This window comes from Actinophytocola sp. KF-1, from assembly GCF_054661535.1.
Genome location: NZ_BAAFVK010000003.1, coordinates 35,093 through 55,890, shown reverse-complemented (window position 1 = coordinate 55,890; position 20,798 = coordinate 35,093). Strand labels below are relative to the sequence as shown.

Annotated in this window: 2 protein-coding genes; both read right to left on the bottom strand. The window is 74.2% G+C overall.

Annotated features, from left to right (window positions below; translation table 11 throughout):
* Positions 1-26: 26 nt before the first annotated feature.
* Positions 27-1,268, bottom strand: coding sequence for an MFS transporter (locus ACYQ77_RS10400; protein WP_459709834.1), 1,242 nt, complete (start codon positions 1,266-1,268; stop codon positions 27-29).
* Positions 1,265-20,788 (bottom strand): non-ribosomal peptide synthase/polyketide synthase, encoded by a 19,524-nt coding sequence (locus ACYQ77_RS10395; RefSeq protein WP_459709832.1) that lies wholly within the window; start codon positions 20,786-20,788, stop codon positions 1,265-1,267. The genes ACYQ77_RS10400 and ACYQ77_RS10395 overlap by 4 nt, the downstream gene beginning before the upstream one ends.
* Between the last annotated feature and the right edge of the window lie 10 nt (positions 20,789-20,798).

Genomic DNA, 20,798 nt, shown 5'->3' with positions numbered 1-20,798 from the left:
TCGTCGTGTCTTCCGGTGCCGTTCCGTCAGGCGTGCTGCCGCAGGGTGGGGAACCGCCGCAGGGTGGGGTTCAGCGTCGCGGCGATCGCGATCACGGCCAGGGCGGTGGCGCAGGCCAGGACGCCGGTGGCCCCGCCGCCGGTGCCCGTCATGAGCAGGCCGCCCACGAGCGGGCCCAGCGCCCCCGCCACACCCCCGCACAGGCCGGTGACGCCGCTGAGCCTGCCGCGGTACTCGTCCGGCGTGACCGTCATCTGGTAGGTGATGATCGTCGTGTTCGCGACCGGGGCGAAGAACGCGACCACGCCGAGGATCGCGCCCAGTGCGAGGCCGCCCGGCGCGAACGCCATCGCCGTCGTCAGGGCCGCCGCGATCCACGAGAAGCCGAGCACGATCACCGGTGCGGGCAGCGCCGCGTGCAGCCGGGGCGCCACCACCGCGCCGAGCAGCCCGCCGACGCCGAAGAACGACATCATGATCCCGATCTCCCCCGGGCCCGCCTCGTGCTCGCCGGCCAGCGCCAGGATGACGATGACGAGCGCGGCGAACACGAGGTTGGAGCCCACGATCCACACCAGCGTCGTGCGGATCACGCGGTGCCGCAGCACCCAGGCGAACCCCGAGGACAGGCCCTCCGCCGCGGGTTCCTCGTCGTCGTCGGCGGCGGCATCGGCTTCCCGTGGCGGCAGCCGGAGGAACAGCAGGCCGACGAACGACACCGCGTAGGAGACCGCGTCGACGAGGAACGGCACCATGCGGTTGACGCTGAACAGGAAACCACCCAGCCCCGGCCCGACCAGTCCCGCGATGTAGGTCCTGGCCGTGTTGCGGGCCACCGCGGTCGACAGCTGTGTCTCGTGCACGATCCTCGGCACCGTGGCCTCCTCGGCCGGCCCGAACATCGACGCGCACAGGCCCTCGACGACCGCGACCACCAGGACGTGCTCGAAGGAGAACACCCCCGCCAGCAAGGCGACCGCGAGGCTGCCGAGTGCCAGCGCGCGGCAGCCGTCGCACAGCAGCATGATCTTCTTGCGGTCGAAGCGGTCGGCCAGCACACCGCCGGGCAGCTCCCCCACCATGTGGGCGGCCGCGCTCGCGGCGGACACGATGCCCATCTCCAGCGGTGACCCCGAGGTGGCGAGGATCAGCAGCGGGAACGCGATGTAGGAGATGTCCGACCCCAGCTCGGAGACCACCTGTGTGATCCAGAGCAGGTTGTAGTTCCGGTTGCGGGACAGCGGAAGCGGCTCGATCCGCACACTCATCGGTCCCCCAGGGCGATCGCGCGCAGGGCGTTCAGGTACCGGCCGGCCAGGCGCTGGACGGTGGCGGGGTGGTGGATGGCGGGGCAGTAGGTCCAGGAGAAGCCGAGCCGCCCGCCGTGGACGCTGCCCGCCACCTCGATCAGCCACTGCCGCCGTCCGGCCGGGTCCTGGTCCTCGCCGATCACCGGCAGGTCCGCGCCGAACAGCCCGTCGCCCGCCCCGGCGGAGTCGTCGAACCGGCCGAGGTAGTTGAAGCTGATCTCGGGCAGCGCAGCGCCGCCCAGCGCCCGGGCGCCCGTGCCGGACAGGTACCGCAGGGCGCCGTAGCCCAGCCCTCGGCCGGGCACCGCACGCAGCTGCCGTTTGACCGAGGCGATCGTCGCCGCCCAGTCCTCGGTGTCCGGCACCGCCAGCACCAGCGGGAACAGAGTGGTGAACCAGCCGACGGTGCGGGACAGGTCGACGTCGTCGAACAGGTCCTCGCGGCCGTGGCCCTCCATCGCGAGCGCCACCCGGTCCCGGCCGGTCCACTCGGACAGGACGCGGGCGAGGGCGGCGAGCAGCACGTCGTCGACGCGGGTCCGGTGCGTGACCGGCACGGTCCGCAGCAACGCCCCCGTCTCGCCCGGGTCGAGTTCCACGGAGATCGTCTCGGTCGCCGCGACGGTGTTCTCGCCGGCGCCGTCCACGGGGATCGGTTCGGCGGTCACGGCCGTCCAGTGCGCGAGCTCGTGGTCGAACGACCCCGCCGCCACGTGTTCGTGGAGGCGCCGCGCCCACTCCTGGTACGAGGTCGTCTTGCGGCCGAGGTCGACCGGGTCGCCCCGCCGGGCCTGCCGGTACGCGACGTCCAGGTCGGACATCAGGATCCGCCACGACACGCCGTCGACCACCAGGTGGTGCGCGGTGATGAACAGCCTCGGCGGCCGGTCCGGTCCGAGCGCGAACATCAGCACCCGCACCAGCGGCCCGGTCTCCAGCACGAACCCGCGCTGCGCGGCGACGGCGGCGTCCACGACGGCGGCGTCCTGCGCGGCGGGCGCCAGACCGGACAGATCGACGCGCGTGAACACGTCGGCGCCGGGCCCGTGGTGCTGGCGCCATCGGCCATCGTCGCGGGTGAACCGCAGCCGCAGCGCGTCGTGGTGCGCCCACAGCGCGGCGATCGCGGTCCGCAGGGCGTCCTCCGCCACGTCCGGGGTCAGCTCCACGAACACCGACTGGTTGAGGTGCGTGTGGTTGTCGAACTCGGCGAAGAACCAGTGCTGCACCGGGGTGAGCGCGACCTCGCCGGTGACGGCCGCCCCTTCCCCGTCGTCCGGCGCCGCGACCGCGACCTCGCAGGCCAGGCCGGCGATGGTCTGGTGCAGGAACAGCGCCTTCGACGTCAGCCGCAGCCCGGCACGCCGCGCCTTCGCCACCACCTGGAGGCTCAGGATCGAGTCGCCGCCGAGGTCGAAGAAGTTGTCGTGCACGCCGACCCGCTCGACGCCGAGCACCTCCGCCCACACCCGGGCCAGGGCCTCCTCGACCGGGGTGCGCGGCGCCCCGTCACCCGTGACCAGGTCCGGTGCGGGGAGGGCGCGCCGGTCCACCTTGCCGTTGGGGGTGAGCGGCAGGCGGTCCAGCACCACGAACGCCGACGGCACGAGGTACGCGGGCAGCCGCCCGGACAGGAACCCGCGCAGGTCCGGCGCCGCGCCGACGGGCACGACGTACGCGACGAGCCGCTTGTGCCCGCCGCCATCGTGCGCGACGACGACCGCCTCGGCGACCCCGGGGTGTGCACGCAGCGCGGCCTCGACCTCGCCGAGTTCGACGCGGAACCCGCGGATCTTCACCTGCCCGTCGCGGCGGCCGAGGAACTCCACCGTCCCGTCCGGCCGCCACCGCACCACGTCACCGGTGCGGTACAGCCGCTCCCCCGCACCCCACGGCGACGCGACGAACCGTTCGGCGGTGAGCCCCGGCCTGCCCAGGTAGCCGCGCGCGACGCCGAGCCCGCCGACGTACAGCTCGCCGGGCACCCCGGCCGGGACCGGGTTCAGGTCGGCGTCCAGCACGTGGGTGGTCGTGCCCGCGACGGGCCTGCCGATGGGGACGGTGGTGTCCGGCGGCCCGGGCAGCCGGTGGCAGGTGGTGAACGTCGTGCCCTCGGTGGGCCCGTACCCGTTGACCAGCTGGAGCCCGGGGACCGCCGCCAGCACCTGCGCGCAGTGCGCGGCCGACAGCACGTCGCCGCCCGCCAGCAGGTACCGCAGGCCGGCCAGGGCGGTGACGTCCGCGTCGACGACCTCGTGGAACAGGCCCGCCGTCAGCCACAGCACGGTCACCCGCGCCGAGGCCAGGAACGCACGCAGGTCCTCGACCGACGGCACCTGCGCGTCCGCCACCGCCAGGGTCGCGCCGTTGAGCAGCGCACCCCAGATCTCGAACGTGGCGGCGTCGAAGGAGATCGACGCGGACTGGGCGACCACGTCGGACGGACGCAGGTCGACGTAGTCGGTGCTGCACACGAGCCGCACCACGGCCCGGTGCGTGACGAGCACCCCCTTCGGCCGCCCGGTGGACCCGGACGTGTACATCACGTACGCGAGGTTGTCCGGCCGCACCCGGTTCGGTGGCGGGGTCGCGGGCAGGTCCGGTAGGTCGTCGTCGACACACACGACGCGCCCGGGCAGCCGGTCACGCCACCGGCTCACGGTCAGCACGACCGGCGCGGCGGTGTCCTCGAGCATGAACGCGAGCCGGTCGGGCGGGTAGCCGGGGTCCAGCGGCACGTACGCACCCCCGGCCTTCAGCACGGCAAGCAGGCAGACGATCGCGTCCGCGCTCCGTTCGAGGCAGACCCCGACGGGCACGTCCGGGCCGACGCCGAGGGCCACCAGGTGGTGCGCCAGCCGGTTGGCCCGCGCGTCCAGCTGCGCGTAGGTCAGCGCCGTCCCGGCGAACGTCACCGCCGACGCGTCCGGGGTGCGGGCCGCCTGGCCGGCGAAGACCTCGTGCACGCACCGGCCTGCGGACGCCGCGGACGTTGCGGCCGGGCCGCCGCTCCACTCCGCCACCGCCTGCCGCTCCTCGTCGGTCAGCCACGGCAACCCGCGGAGTGGGGTGCCGGGGTCGGCGGCGATCCCCGCCAGCAGCCGGGACAGGTGCGTGCCCATCCGCTCGACGGTGCCGGCGTCGAAGAGGTCGGCGTTGTAGTCGACCGCCACCGCCAGCTCCCCGCCGACCTCCTCGAACTGCACGGTCAGGTCGTGCCCGGCGGCCTCGGTCGGCAGCTCGACGTCCTCGATCCGCAGCCCGGGCAGCTCCGGCTCGCGCACCGGGGTGTTCTGCAGCACCACCATCGCCTGCACCAGCGGGGTGCGGCTGGGGTCGCGGTCCGGCTGGACGGCCTCCACGACGCGTTCGAACGGCACCTCGTCGTGCGCGAACGCGTCGAGCACGGTGGCGCGCACGTCCCGCAGGAAGTCGCCGAACCGCGCCGATGTGTCCACATCGGACCGCAGCACCAGGGTGTTGACGAAGAACCCGATCAACGGCTCCAGCTCGGTCCGGTCGCGGCCGGACACGGCGGTGCCCACGGCGACGTCCCGTTGCCCGCTGTACCGGGACAGCAGCACGGTCGTGGCCGCCACGAGGGTCATGAACAGCGTCGCGTCGTGCGCCCGCGCCACCTCCTTGAGCCGCCCGAGGACGTCCCCGGGGACCCGGAAGTCGTGGTTGGCGGCGGTGGCGGTGCGCACGGGCGGGCGGGGCCGGTCGGTCGGCAGGTCCAGCGGGGGCAGGCCGGCGAGGCGGTCGCGCCAGTACGCGAGCTGCTCGTCGAGTTCCGTCCCGGACAGCCGTTCCCGTTGCCACACGGCGTAGTCCGCGTACTGCACGGGCAGCGGCGGCAGCGCGACCGGTTCGCCCCGCACGGCCGCGGTGTACCGGGCGCCCAGCTCGTCGGCGAGGACACCCATCGACCAGCCGTCGGTCACGATGTGGTGCAGGCCGAGCACCAGCACGTGCTCGCCGTCGGCGAGCCGGGCGAGCAGCACCCGGAACAGCGGGCCGCGGCGGAGGTCGAACGGCGCGGTGGACTCCCGCCGCAGCAGCGCCGGCAGGTCCTCTTCGGACACCTCGACCGTGCGGACCGGCACCGCGGCGGGTGGGTGGACCACCTGCACACCCCGGCCCTCGACCGCGTCGAACGTGGTGCGCAGCGACTCGTGCCGGGCCACCAGCCCGTCGAGCGCCGCCGAGAGGGCCGTGGTGTCCAGCGTGCCGCGCAGCCGCAGCGCCACCACCGTGTTGTACTCGGCGCCGCCGGCGTCGAAGTCGTCGAGGAACCACAACCGCTGCTGCGCGAACGACATCGGCAGCGGCCCGTCCCGGTCGGCGGCCGGGATCGGCGCCTCGCCCCGGCCCCGGGTGAGCCCGCGGGCCAGCGCCGCGATCGTGGGGGTGTCGAACAGCTGCCTCGGCGACACGGCCGCGCCGAGCGTGGCACGGGCGCGGGAGACGACCTGGATGCTGAGGATCGAGTCGCCGCCCAGCTCGAAGAAGTTGTCGTCGGCGCCGACCCGGTCGACCCCGAGCACCTCGGCCCAGATGTCCGCGAGGACCGTCTCGACCGGACCACTGGGTGCCCGGAACGGCGTTTCGGTGTCCACAACGGACAGATCGGCGGGCAGGGCACGCCGGTTCAGCTTCCCGTTCGGGGTGACCGGCAGCGCGTCGAGCGTCACGAAACCCGACGGCACCATGTACTCGGGCAGGCGCCTGCGCAGGAACTCCCGCAGGTCCGCACTGCCCGGCACGCCACCGGGGCCCGGCACCACACAGCCGACCAGGCGGGTGCGCCCGCGCTCGTCCCTCGGTGCCGCGACGGCCGCCGCGGCCACGCCGGGGTGCTCGGCGAGGACGCTCTCGACCTCGCCCAGCTCGATCCGGAAACCGCGGACCTTGACCTGGTCGTCGGCGCGCCCCAGGAACTCCAGCACGCCGTCGGGACGCCGGCGGGCGAGGTCACCGGTGCGGTACAGCCGCTCCCCGCTCCACGGCGCGGCGACGAACCGCGCCTCGGTCAGGTCCGGCCTGCGCCAGTACCCGGCCGCCACCCCGGCACCGCCGACGTACAGTTCGCCGGCGACACCCGGCGGCACCGGATTGCGGTCCGCGTCCAGCACGTACACGGCCGTGCCGGGCAGGGGCGTGCCGATCGGCACGAACTCGGTGTCGAGCTTGCCGGTCGACGGGCGGAACAGGGTGGCGTCGACCGTGGTCTCGGTGGCGCCGTAGGCGTTGACGACCACGGTGCCGGTGCCGACGCGGTCGAGCAGGGCGAGGCAGTCGGCGGTCCGCCAGCCCTCCGACCCCACCGACAGCAGCCGCAGCGCGTCGAGCCGGGCGCCCGCGGCCACCAGGGCGGTGAGCAGCGACGGGGTGATCTCCATGGCGGTCACCCCGGTCCGCTCCACCAGCGACAGCAGCGCGGGCGGGTCGGTCACCGCGTCGCGTGGGCAGATCACCAGCGACCCGCCGAACAGCAGCGAGCGGAGCACGTCGGCGAAGAACAGGTCGACGCCGGTGCCGGACACCGACAGGAACCGGGGCCGCAGGGCGGTGAGCCCGTACTCGATGTCCCACGCGGCCACGATGTGGCGCAGGTTGCGGTGCGCCACCATGACGCCCTTCGGGGTGCCGGTGGTGCCCGAGGTGTAGACGACGTAGGCGAGGTCGTCGGGCCCGGTCTCGACGTCGGGCGGGGCACCGGCTTCGGCGCGCTCCCGGTCGAGGCACACCACGGCCGCGGCGTGCCCGGGCAGCCGGTCCAGCAGCGGCGTGCGGGTCACGAGCACTGGTGCGGTCGTGTCGGCCAGCAGGAACGCCAGCCGCTCCGGCGGGTAGCCGGGGTCGAGCGGCACGAACGCGGCACCGGCCTTGAGCACGCCCAGCATCGCGATCACCGCGTCCGGCCCGGGTTCCAGGCACAGGGCGACGAGCGCGCCCGGCCCGGCGCCGAGCGCGCGCAACCGGTGCGCGAGCCCGTTGGCGCGGGCGTCCAGGCCGGCGTAGGTGAGCGTGGTGTCGCCGTGCAGGACCGCGACGGTGTCCGGGTGGCGCCGGGCCTGGTCGGCGAACAGGTCGTGCACGCACCGGCCGTCGGCCGCGGTCGAGCCGGTCTCGTTCCACGCGACGAGCACCTGGTGCAGTTCCGCGTCGTCGAGCACCGGCACCTCGGCCAGCCGCCGGTGCGGGCCGGTGACGAACCCGTCGAGGAGCGTGCGCAGCCGGACGCCGAGGCCGGCCACCGTGGCGGCGTCGAACAGTTCCGGGTCGTAGTGCAGCAGCAGGTGCACACGATCGGCGGCGTGCGCGGTGAGGGTGAGCGGGTAGTTCGTCGCGTCGTCGGCGAGGACGTCGGTGACCCGCACGCCGAACCGCTCGGTCATGGTGGCGTCGAACGGGTAGTTCTCGAACACGACGAGCGTGTCGAACAGGTTGGTGCCCCGCGGCACGTCGCTGCACGCCTGCGCCTGGGCGAGCGAGACGTACTCGTACTGGCGGGCGTCCACCTGCTCGGCCTGCAGCGCCCGCAGCCACGACACCACGTCGCGGTCGCCGTCGACGGTGACCCGCACCGGCAGCGTGTTGATGAACAAGCCCGCGATGGAGTCCACGTCCGCGAGTTCGGAGGGCCGGCCGGACACCGTGGCGCCGAAGCACACGTCGCGTTCGCCGCTGTGCCGCGCCAGCAGCACCGCCCACGCGCCCTGCAGGATCGCGTTCACCGTGAGCCGGTTGCGGCGGGCGAAGTCGGTGAGCCGCGCGGACAGGTCGGCGGGCAGTTCGACCGGCACGCCGACCGCCGAGCTGGCGGTGTGCGCGCGGCCGGGCGGCCGGTCGTAGGGCAGCGGTGTCGGCGCGGCGAACCCGGACAGCACGGCACGCCAGTGGTCCTCGGCCGCGGACTGGTCCTGCGCGGCCAGCCAGGCGACGTAGTCGCGGAACGGGCGCCGCCGGGGGTGTTCGGGCACCTGTCCCCGGCGCAGCGCGGCGTGGACGGCGAGCGCCTCGCCGGAGACGTCCGCGGTGCTCCACCCGTCGAGCAGCAGGTGGTGGGTGGTCACCACGAGCAGCACGGAGTCCTCGCCGAGGCGCGCGACGAGCATCCGCAGCAGCGGAGCGGCGCCGAGGTCGAACCCGGTGGCGAGGTCGGCGGTCAGGTACCGGTCGAGCTCCGCCCGCCACCGGGCCTCGCCGAGGTCGCTCCAGTCGAGGTGGGTGACGGGCAGCCGGACGTCCCGGTACACGACCTGCACGGGCTCGGGAACGCCTTCCCACACCACGGCCGTGCGCAGCACCGGGGTCCGGTCGACCACCCGCTGCCACGCGGTGGCGAGCAGTGCGGGATCGCGGACCCCGTCGAGCACGACGGCGGTCTGGTGCACGTAGACGTCGGTGTCCCGACTGGACAGCGAGTGGAACAGCATGCCGCTCTGCATGGGCGTCAGGCGGTACACGTCCTGGACCGCCTGGCCGTCGCCGACGAGCCGGTCCACGGTGGTCTGGTCGAGGCGGGCGAGCGGGAAGTCCGACGGCGTGCAGCCACCCGCGCCCGGCCGGGTGCCGTGCCGGGCGATCGCGGCGAGCGCGTCGGTGAACCCGGTCGCCAGCCGCTCGACCGTCTCGGCGCGGTGCACGTTCGCCGAGTAGGTCCAGGAGAACGTGAGGCGGCCGTGGTCGAGCATGCCGACGACGTCGATCAGGAACGGGCGCGTCTCGCGCGGGTCCTGGATCTCGCCGGACAGCGCGGAGTGGCCGCGGAACACGGTGCCTTCGGCCATGGCGTCCACCTGGCCGTGGTAGTTGAAGGAGATCGGCGCCCGCACGTCCGGCCCTGTCCAGGCGGGGCTGAGGTACCGCAGGGCGTCGTAGCCGATGCCGCGGCCCGGCACGGCACGCAACTGCTCCTTGACGGCCTTGAGCACGTCGCCCCAGTCGCCGTCGGGCACCGCCAGCACGACCGGGAAGTGGGTGGTGAACCAGCCGACCGTGCGGGAGGTGTCCACGTCGTCGAACAGCTCCTCCCGGCCGTGGCCCTCCATCCCGATCAGGGCACGCGGCGCGCCGGTCCACCGGGACAGGGTCCTGGCGAGCGCGGCCAGCAGCAGGTCGGTGATCCTGGCCCGGTACCGGGGCGGCACGTCGTGCAGCAGCGCGCCGGTGGTGGCCTCGTCGACGTGGACGGTGACGGTCCGCTCCGAGCCCGCCAGGTTGCCGCCCGGCAGGTCGACGGGCAGGGGCAGGTCAGCGGCCGATGCGGTCCAGTACCCCAGCTCGTCGTCGAAGCCGCCCCCGCTCGCGTACTCCGCGAGCCGCCGCGCCCAGGTCAGGAACGACGTGGTCCTCGGTTCCAGCCCGGCGGTCCCGCCCGCGGCGAGGTTGCGGCATGCGGTGTCCAGATCGGACAGCAGGATCCGCCAGGAGACGCCGTCGACGACCATGTGGTGCACGCTCAGCAGGAGCAGCGACGGCGTGCCAGGGCCGCGGTCGATCAGCACGGCCTTCGCCACCGGCCCCGTGGTGAGGCTCAGGCTCGCGTGGGTCGCCGTCGCCAGCTCCTGGACGGCGGCGTCCTGGTCCGGTCCGTCCAGTGTGGACAGGTCGACGCGCTCGAACGGCGGTGGCGCGTCCGCGACGTACTGGCGGTCGCGGCCGAACCGCATCCGCAGCGCGTCGTGGTGGGCGGCCAGCGCGGCGAACGCCGACCGCAGCACGTCCTCGGCCACGCCGTCGGCCAGTTCGAGGCACACGGGCATGGCGTAGTGGTCGGGATTGACGGTCTGCGTCTCGGCGAACCACTGCTGCACGGGGATGAGCGGCGCGTCGCCGGTCACCGGTTCCTGCCGCTCCGGTGGCGCCGCAGCGACGGTGATCCCGGACGCCAGTGCCGCGACGGTCTGCCGGAGGAAGATGAGCTTGGACGTCAGGCGCAGTCCCGCCCGGCGGGCGCGGGACACCACCTGGATGCTCAGGATCGAGTCGCCGCCCAGGTCGAAGAAGTTGTCGTGCACGCCGACCCGCTCGACCCCGAGCACCTCGGCCCAGATCCCGGCGAGGGTCCGCTCCACGTCGGTGCGCGGCGCGACGTGGTCCTCGCCCGGGTCGCGTGGCGCGGGCGCGGGCAGGGCACGCCGGTCGACCTTCCCGTTCGGGGTCAGCGGCAGCTCGTCGAGGCGGACGAACGCCGACGGCACCATGTAGTCGGGCAGCCGGCCGGTCATGAACTCCCGCAGCCCGTCGACAGGCACGTCGGTCACCACGTAACCGACGAGATGGCCCTCGTGGGTCACCGCGGCGGCCTGGCGGACGGCGGGGTGCGCCAGCAGCGCGGTCTCCACCTCGCCCAGCTCGACGCGGAAGCCGCGGACCTTGACCTGCTCGTCGACCCGGCCGAGGAACTCGAGGTTCCCGTCGCGCAGCCGCCGCACGCGGTCGCCGGTGCGGTACAGGCGGCCGCCGGGCCGGAACGGGTCGTGGACGAACCGCTCCGCCGTGAGCGACGGCCGGTTCCAGTAGCCGCGCGTCACCCCGGCCCCGCCGATGTACAGCTCCCCCGGCACCCCGGCGGGCACCACGTTCATGCTCTGGTCCAGCACGTACACCTGGGTGTTCGGCAGCGGCTGCCCGATGGGGACGAACGTGCGCCCGGCCAGCGACGCGGCGGTCGGGGTGAACACGGTGGAGTCGACGGTGGCCTCGGTGCCGCCGTAGGCGTTGACCACGGTGGTGGCGGGGTGGAGCCGGGCCAGCAGCGCGCGGCAGTCGGCCGCCCGCCAGCCCTCCGACCCGATGGACAGCAGCCGCAGCGGCGGCAGCTGGTCCACCTCGTCGAGCATGGCGGTGGCGAGCGACGGCACCAGTTCGAGCCCGGTGGCGCCGGTGCGGTCGATGAGCGCCAGCAGCTCCGCCGGTTCGGTGATCGACTCGGCGGGGCAGACGATCAGCGTGCCGCCGAAGCAGACCGACCGGATGATGTCGGCGAAGAACAGGTCGACCGACAGGCTCGACACCGAGACGAACCGCAGCCGCGCGGCAGCCAGCCCGAACCGCGCGTCCCACGCGTTCGCGATGTGGTCGAGGTGGCGGTGCTCGACCATGACGCCCTTCGGGGTGCCGGACGAGCCGGACGTGTAGATGACGTACGCGAGGTCGTCCGGCGCGACGTCGGAGTCCGGGGCGTGCGCGGGGTAGGCGGGCAGGTCGTCGTCCACGCACACCAGCAGCCCGTCGTGGCGGGGCAGGCGGCCGGCGAGGTGCCGCTGGGTCAGCACGACCGGCGCGGCGGTGTCGGCGAGCATGAACGCCAGGCGTTCCGCCGGGTAGCCGGGGTCGAGCGGCACGTAGGCGCCGCCCGCCTTGAGGATCGCGAACAACGCGACGACCACGTCCACGCCGCGGTCCATGTGCACGCCGATCAGGACGCCGGGGCCGACGCCGAACGTGGCGAGGTGGTGGGCGAGGCGGTTGGCGCGGGCGTCCAGCTCGGCGAAGGTCAGCGCGTGGTCCCCGGCGAGCACGGCGGTGTCGTCGGGGTGCCGCGCGGCTTGTCCGGCCAGCCGTTCGTGGACGCAGCGGACCGGAGGGAAGTCGACGTCGGTGTCGTTGGCGTCGACGACGAGCCGGTGCCGTTCCGCGCCCGACAGCAGCGGCAGCCGGTCGAGCCGGGTGTCCGGGTCGGCGACGATGCCGTCGAGCAGCACCCGCAGGTGCCCGATCATCGCGGCGATGGTGGGTTCGTCGAACAGGTCGGTGCTGTACTCGGCGAACCCGGCGAGCTTCCCGTCGCGCTCGTGGAAGTCCAGCGTCAGGTCGAAGGTGGCGGACGCGACGGGCGGCATGAACTCCTCGACCCGCAGGCCCGGCAGCTCCAGCGCGTGGCCGGGGTTGTTCTGCAGCACCACCATGGTCGACACGAGCGGCGTCCTGCTCAGGTCGCGCGCCGGCGCGAGGGCCTCGACCAGCCGCTCGAACGGCACGTCGTCGTGCGCGAACGCGTCCAGGACGGTCGCGCGGACCTGCGCCAGCAGCTCGGTGAACGAGCGCGAACCGTCCACATCGGAGCGGAGGACGACGGTGTTGACGAAGAACCCGACCAGCCGCGCCAGCTCGGCGCGGTCGCGGCCGGACGTCACGGTGCCGACCGCGACGTCCCGCTGACCGGAGTAGCGGGCGAACAGCAGCTGCGTGACCGCGACGAGCGCCATGAACAGGGTGACGCCTTCCCGGCGGCACAGCTCGACGAGCCGCGCCGACAGGTCCTCGGGGAACTCGAACGGCAGCACGGCGCCGGCCGGGCCGCGCTCGGCGGGGCGCGGGCGGTCGGTGGGCAGGTCGAGCGGCTCGAGCCCGCGGAGCCGGTCCTCCCAGTAGGCCAGCTTGTCCTCGAGTGGCTGCTTGCGTTGCCACGCCGCGAAGTCCGCGTACTGCACGGGTGGTGCGGGCAGCGTGGCGGGCACGCCGCGCACCGCGGCCGTGTAGAGCGTGCCGAGTTCCTCGGCGAGGATCTCCATCGACCACCCGTCGGTGACGATGTGGTGCACGGTCAGCACCAGCACGTGCTCCCGCGCCGCCGGCCGGGCCAGCAGGACCCGCAGCAGCGGCCCCTCGCGCAGGTCGAACGGGCGGCGCAGATCGTCGCGCAGGTACGGCTCCAGCTCCGCCTCGGTCAGCTCGACGGTGTGGACGTCGACGTCCGACGGCGGGTGCACGACCTGCACGCCGCGCCCGTCGACGGTGCCGAACGTGGTGCGCAGCGGTTCGTGCCGCTCGACGAGCCCGCGCAGCGCCGCGGCCAGCGCGGTGGTGTCGAGCGTCCCGGTCAGCCGCAGCGCGGTGATCGTGTGGTACTCGTGGCCGCCCGGCTCGAACTCGTCGAGGAACCACAACCGCTGCTGCGCGAACGACAGCGGCAGCGGGCCGGACCGGTCGACGGCCTCGATGGGTTCGGGTGCCTTCCCGGTCGCCACGGCGTCGGCGAGGCCGGTGATCGTCGGGGTGTCGAACAGGTGCCGTGGCGACAGCTCCACGCCCAGGACCGCGCGGATCCGGGACGTGACGCCGATGCTGAGGATGGAGTCGCCGCCGAGGTCGAAGAAGTTGTCCTCGACGCCGACCCGCTCGACACCGAGCACCTGCGCCCAGATCCCGGCGAGCACGTGCTCGGTCGCGGTGCGCGGCGCGACGTACGGCGTCCCGGCGTCCGGCCTGGTGTCCGGTGCGGGCAGCGCCCGCCGGTCGACCTTGCCGTTGGGGGTCATCGGCAGCGCGTCCACGACCACGCACACCGACGGCACCATGTGGCCGGGCAGTGTCCGGCCGAGGAACGCACGCAGGCCCGCGGTGGCCGGTGCGGTGCCGGGAACCGGGACCACGTAGCCGACCAGGTGCCGCACGCCGGGGCGGTCCTCGCGGACCGTCGCCGCGGCCCGCGCCACCTCCGGGTGGGCGGCGAGCGCGGCCTCGACCTCGCCCAACTCGATGCGGAACCCGCGGAGCTTGACCTGGTCGTCGGCGCGGCCCAGGAACACCAGGTCGCCGGACTCCTGCCACCGCACGAGGTCCCCGGTCCGGTACAGCCGCTCCCCCCAGGGCGCGGTGCGGAACCGCTGCGCGGTCAGATCGGGCCGCTGCCAGTACCCGCGGGCGACGCCGTCGCCCGCGACGTACAGCTCGCCCGGCACCCCGACCGGAACCGGCGCGAGGTCCGGGCCGAGCACGTACACGCGGGTGTTGGGCAGCGGCCTGCCGACGGGGACGAGCGTGCCCGTCATCTCGCGAGCGGGCTGGAACACCGTGGCGTCGACCGTGGTCTCGGTGGCGCCGTACGCGTTGACCACCAGCGTGTCCGGGCCGACCTGGCGCAGCACGGCGGCGCAGTCCTCGGTGCGCCAGCCCTCCGAGCCGACCGACAGCAGGCGCAACGCCGCGAGGCCGCTCCCCCGCCGAGCGGCCTCCTCGGCGACCGCGCGGGCCAGCGACGGGCTGATCTCCAGCGCGGTCGCGCCGGTGTCCGCGATGAGGTCGAGCAGGGCGGGCGGGTCCGCGACCGCGTCGGCCGGGCACACCACGAGGCTGCCGCCGAAGCACACCGAGCGGAGCAGGTCGGCGAAGAACAGGTCCACGGACACGCTGGCGACACAGGCGAACCGGGGCCGCAGCGCGGTCAGGCCGTAGCGGGAGTCCCAGGCGTGCGCGATGTGCCACAGGTTGCGGTGTTCGACCATCACGCCCTTGGGGGTGCCGGTCGAGCCGGACGTGTAGACCACGTACGCGAGGTCGTCCGGACCTGCCGGGCACGGCGGGGTGGTCGCCGGGTGGTGGGCGGCGGCCCGCAGGGTCTCCTCGGTGACCACGACGGGCGCGGCGGTGTCGGCGAGCATGAACTCGACGCGCTCGGCGGGGAACTCGGTGTCCAGGGGGACGAACGCGCCGCCCGCCTTCAGCACCCCCAGCATCGCGACGACGACGTCCAGCCCCCGCGGCAGACGGATCCCGACCGGCACCCCGGGCGCCACGCCGTGCTCCACCAGGTGCCACGCCAGGCGGTTGGCGCGGGCGTCCAGCTCGGCGAAGGTCAGCGCCGCATGCCGGTACAGCACCGCGATGTCGTCGGGCCGTTCCCGCACCCGCGCCTCGAACAGCGTGTGCACGGGCCGGGCGGGCGGGAACTCCTCGGCCGTGCCGTTCCACTCCACCGTCAGCCGGTGCCGCTCGGCCTCGGTGAGCATGGACACCTCGGCGAGGGTGCCCGGCTCGTCGGCGAGCGCGGTCAGCAGCGCCCGCAGGTGCGCGACGATCCGCGCCGCGGTCCCGGCGTCGAACAGCGCGGGGTCGTAGCCGAGCGCCAGCTCCAGCCGGTCACCGGCGTGGGCGATGAGGCTGAGCGCGTAGTTGGTGCCCTCCTCCGACGAGAAGTCGCGCACCGCCTGCGTGGTGTCGTAGGGGTAGTTCTCGAACACGACGATGCTGTCGAACAGGTTCGCGCCGCCCGGCACGTCGCTCCACGACCGCAGCTGCGCCAGCGAGACGTGCCCGTACTGGCGGGACTCCGCCTGCGTGACCTGCAGGTCCCGCAGCCACGACAGGACGTCCGCGCCGCCGTCGACGTCGAGCCGCACCGGCAGGGTGTTGATGAACAGGCCGACGATCGACTCGGCGCCGGGGAGCTCCGCGGGACGGCCGGACACGGTCGCGCCGAAGCACACCTCCCGCTCACCGCTGTACCGCGACAGGAGCAGCGCCCACGCGCCCTGCACGAGCGTGTTGATCGTGAGCCGGTGCCGGGTCGCCATGGCGTACAGGCGGCTCGACACGTCGTCCGGGAGGTCGCAGCCGATCTCCTCGGTGGAGCGGGACGCGTGCGCGCCGCCGGCCGGCCGGTCGTACGGGAGCGGGGTCGGCGCGGACAGTCCGGTGAGGACACCGCGCCAATGGGCCTCGGCGGCAGGCTCGTCCTGGCCTGCGAGCCACGCCAGGTAGTCGCGGAACGGCCTGCGCGGCGGCACCGGCTTGCCCGCGTACTCGGCGAGGGCGTCGGAGAGCACCAGCATGCAGCTCCAGCCGTCCAGCAGCACGTGGTGGGAGGCCAGCGTGAGGCGCACCGCGGCACCGGACAGGCGCTGGATCGTCAGCCGCAGCAGCGGCGGCGTGCCGAGGTCGAGGGGCGGCGGTGCGTCGTCGTGGGTGATGGGGAGCCGGGCGGCGCGGTGCACGACCTGCACCGGTTCGGCGAGGCCCGACCAGACGATCGCGGTGCGCAGTGCCGGGGTCCGGTCCACGACGCGTTGCCAGGACGCGCCGAACGCCTCCGGATCGGTGACGCCGTCGACGGTGAGGCTGATCCGGTTCGCGTAGACGTCGGCGTCGTGCCCGCTCAGCGAGTGGAACAGGATGCCGCTCTGCATCGGGGTCAGCGGGTAGACGTCCTCGACGGACCGGCCGTCGCCGACGATCCGGTCCACGGCGGCCTGGTCGAGGCGGGCCAGCGGGAAGTCGTGCGGGGTGCAGCCGCCCGCGCCGGGTTCGGCGCAGTGCGCCACGATCGCGTCGACGGCGGCCACGAGGTCGGCGGCCAGCCGGGTGATCGTCTCCTCGTGGTGCCGGGCCGCCGAGTAGACCCAGCGGAACTCGAGCGTGCCGTGCTCCACCACCGCCACCACGTCGATGAGGTGCGGGCGGACCTGGCCGGGGTGGTGGTCGGCACCCGCGGACGGGAGCAGCTCCCGCACGAGGTCGTCGGCCGGGACGTCGAACTGGCCGAGGTAGTTGACGCTGATCAGCGGCTCGGCGGCGGCGGCGAGCCGGCCCCCGTACCGCAGGGCGCCGTACCCCAGGCCGCGGCGGGGAATGCTCCGCAGCTGTTCCTTGACCGACTTCAGCGCGGTGCCCCAGTCGTCGTCCGGCACGTCCAGCGCGACCGGGTAGAGCGTGGTGAACCAGCCGACCGTGCGGGACAGGTCGACGTCGTCGAACAGGTCCTCCCGGCCGTGGCCCTCCAGGGTGAGCAGCACCCTCGGCCGCCCGGTCCACCGGCGCAGCACCCGGCCGAGCGCGGCGACCAGCACCTCGTCGACCCGCGTCCGGTACACAGTGGACACGTCGTGGAGCAGGGCGGCGGTGCGTGCCCCGTCCAGCCGGGCGGTCACCACGCGGGTGCTCGCCACGGTGTTCGGGCCCTCGCTGTCGAGTGGCAGCGCGGGGTCGGCGTCCTGCCGCGCCCAGTGGTCCCGCTCGTCGTCGAACCCGCCGCGCGCGGTGTGCTCGGTGAGCCGCCGCGCCCAGCGCCGGAAGGACGTCGACCGGACGCCGAGGTCGACCGGTTCGCCGCGGCGGGCCTGGCGGTACGCGGTGCCGAGGTCGTCGAGGAGGATCCGCCACGACACCCCGTCCACGACGAGGTGGTGGGCGGTCAGCAGCAGCCGCGGCCGCCCGTCGGGGTCCTGGTCGAACAACGCGGCACGGAACACGGGGCCGTGTGCCAGGTCGAGGCTCGCCTGGATCTCGGTGACGGCGTCGTCGGTCGCGGCGCGGTGCTCGCGGGTGAACACCGGCCCGTCCTCGGTGGCCGCGACCCGCTGGCGCGGGCCGTCGTCGAACCGGCTGCGCAACGCGTCGTGGTGGGCGGGCAGCGCGTGCACAGCGGTCCGCAGCGCGGCCTCGTCGACGTCCTCGGCCACCGCCAGGAGGAGCGACTGGTTGTGGTGTCCTGGGTGGACGGTGACGGTGTCGAAGAACCAGCGCTGGACGGGCGTCAGCGGCACGGCACCGTCGGCAGGGTCACCGTCGGCCGGTTCGTCCTCGGCGTTGGTGGCCGCCGTGAGTTCGTCCGCGGCCAGTTCCGCGATGGTCTGCCGCAGGAACATCGCCTTGGACGTCAGCGCGAGCCCGGCCTGCCGCGCCCTGGACACGACCTGGAGGCTCAGGATCGAGTCGCCGCCGAGGTCGAAGAAGTTGTCGTGCACGCCGACCCGCTCGACGCCGAGCACCTGCGCCCAGATCCGGGCGAGGGTCTCCTCGGCGGCGCCGCGTGGCGCCACGTACGGGTCGTCCAGCTCCGGCCGTCCCTCCGGCGCGGGCAGGGCGCGCCGGTCGAGCTTTCCGTTGGTGGTCAACGGGAGCTCCGGCAGCGTGACGACCGCGGCGGGCACCATGTGCGCGGGCAGCCTGCTCGCCAGGAACCTGCGCAGGTCGGCGGTGCCGGGTGCGGCGCCCGCGGGCACGACGTAGCAGACGAGCCGCTTGTCGCCCGGGGTGTCCTCGCGCACCACGACCGCGGCCCGGCGGACCCCGGGGTGCTGTTCCGCGGTGGCCTCGATCTCGCCGGGCTCGATGCGGAAGCCGCGGATCTTGACCTGCTGGTCGCCGCGCCCGAGGTACTCCAGCCCGCCCGCGGTCCGGCGGGCCAGGTCGCCTGTGCGGTACATGCGCTCGCCGGGACCGCCGAAGGGATCGGCGACGAACCGGCTCGCGGTGAGTGCCGGGCGGCCGAGGTAACCCCGGGCGAGGCCGGGACCCGCGACGTAGAGTTCGCCGGGCACGCCGACGGGTACCGGCCGCAGGGCCGGGTCGAGCACGTAGACCCGCAGGTCGGGCAGGGCGGCGCCGATCGGGCTGCCCTGCGCGCCCGCGTCGAGCGCGAGGTGCGTGACGTGCACGGTGGTCTCGGTGATGCCGTACATGTTCACGAGCGCCTGACGGGCGTGCCGGCCGCCGAGCCGCGAGGTGTCCAGCGCCTCGCCACCGAAGATCACGTACCGCAGGGTGGGCGGGAGGTCGGCGTCGGCGAGCCGGTAGAACGCCGACGGCGTCTGGTTGAGCACCGTCACCCGCTCCCGCGCGAGCAGCGCGCGGAAGTCCTCGGGCGACCGGGTGACCGCGTGGGGCACGACGACCAGGCGGCCGCCGTGCAGCAGCGCACCCCACAGCTCCCACACCGAGAAGTCGAACGCGTAGGAGTGGAACAGGGTCCACACGTCGCCGGGCCCGAAGCCGAACAGCGGCTCGGTGGTGCCGAACAACCGCACCACGTTGGCGTGGGTGACCGCGACACCCTTCGGGCGGCCGGTGGAGCCGGACGTGTAGATGACGTACGCGAGGTTGTCCGGCGCCGTGCGCACCTCGGGTGGCGTGGCCGGGTACGCGAACGGCGCCCGCAGCCGCTCCTCGGTGAGCACCACCCGCACCCCGGAGTCCGCGACGAGGTAGGCACGCCGTTCCTCCGGCAGGTCCGGGTCCACCGGCACGTACGCGCCACCGGCCTTGAGCACGGCGAGCAACCCGACGACCAGGTCGGCCCCGCGGGGCGCGCACACCCCGACCAGCACGTCCGGGCCGACACCTTCGGCGACGAGGTGGTGCGCCACCTGGTTCGCGCGGGCGTCCAGCTCCGCGTAGGTGAGCGCGGCGTCCTCGAACACGACCGCGGTGGCCTCCGGGGTCCGCGCGGCCTGCTCGGCGAACAGCTCGTGCAGGCACCGCGCGACCGGACGGCCCGGGGTGCTGTGGTGCAGCCGCGCGATCTCGGTGCGCTCGTCCGCGGTCAGCAGCGGCACCTTCCACAGTGGCCGTTCCGGCCGGTCGGCGACCGCGCGCAGCAGCACCAGGAGGTGCCCCGTCATGCGGTCGACCGTGGCCGCGTCGAACAGGTCCGTGCTGTGGAAGGCGAACCCGGTCAGCGCGCCGTCCCGCTCGCGGAAGTCCAGCTGCAGGTCGACGCTCGCCGCCGACACCGGCGGCACGAACTCGCCGACCCGCAGCCCCGGCACCTCGACCGTGCGCGCCGGCGTGTTCTGCAGCACGACCATCGCCTGCACCAGCGGCGTGCGGCTCGGGTCGCGCTCCGGCCGCAGCACCTCCACGAGCCGCTCGAACGGGACCTCGTCGTGCGCGAACGCGTCCAGCACGGTCGACCGCACCCGCGACAGGAACCCGGCGAACGACAGCGTCGTGTCCACATCGGACCGCAGGGCCACTGTGTTGACGAAGAACCCGACGACGTTCTCCAGCTCGGCGCGGTTCCGCCCGGACGTCACCGTGCCGACCGCGATGTCGCGCCGGCCCGTGTACCGGGCGAACAGCACCTGGACCGCCGCCACCAGCACCATGAACAGCGTCGCGCCCGACTCGCGGGCCAGCTCCCGCAACCGCGCGGTCAGCTCCGCGGGGACCGCGAACTCGTGCGCGGCCCCGGACGACGTGCGCACGGGCGGCCGCGGCCGGTCGGCGGGCAGGTCCAGCGGCGCCAGGCCGGCCAACTGCTCCGTCCAGTAGGCGATGCCCTGGTCGAGCGCGCCACCGGACAGCCGCTCCCGCTGCCACACCGCGAAGTCCGCGTACCGCACCGGGAGCGGCGGGAGCGCGGCTGGCGCGCCGGAGACCGCTGCGGTGTACAGCGCGCACAGCTCGTCGACGAGCAGACCCGTCGACCACCCGTCAGTGACGATGTGGTGCGCGTTCAGCAGCAGCCGGTGCTCGCCGTCGGCCACCCGCACCAGCAGCGCCCGGAACAGCGGCAGCGCACGCAGGTCGAACGGCCGGGCCAGCTCGTCCCGCAGCACCTGGTCCAGGTCGCCCGGTGCCGCGGCGAGGTCCACGCACCGGAGGGGCACCGCGAACGGCGGGTGGATCGTCTGCACCCCACCGCCGTCCACCGAACCGAACGTGGTGCGCAGCGACTCGTGCCGGGCGACCAGCCCGTTCAGCGCCGCCCGCAGCGCGTCGACGTCCAGCTCGCCGGACAGCCGCAGCCCGCACGGGCTGTGGTGCTCGGCGCCGCCCGGCTCGAACTCGTCCAGGAACCACAACCGCTGCTGCGCGAACGACAGCGGCAGCCCGTCGGTGCCCGCGACCGGCGTGATCTCGTCGTCCGCCGCGGTGCCGACCTCACCGGCCAGCTGCCTGCGCAGCCGTTCCCGGAGTTCCTCGGGCAGTGCGGCCAGCCGGTCGTCAGACGCTGGAACGTCCATCGAGCACTCT

Bases quoted from the DNA above. Each gene is read 5' to 3' on its own strand.
- ACYQ77_RS10395 (WP_459709832.1), bottom strand. From the start codon at position 20,788: ATGGACGTTCCAGCGTCTGACGACCGGCTGGCCGCACTGCCCGAGGAA.
- ACYQ77_RS10400 (WP_459709834.1), bottom strand. From the start codon at position 1,268: ATGAGTGTGCGGATCGAGCCGCTTCCGCTGTCCCGCAACCGGAACTAC.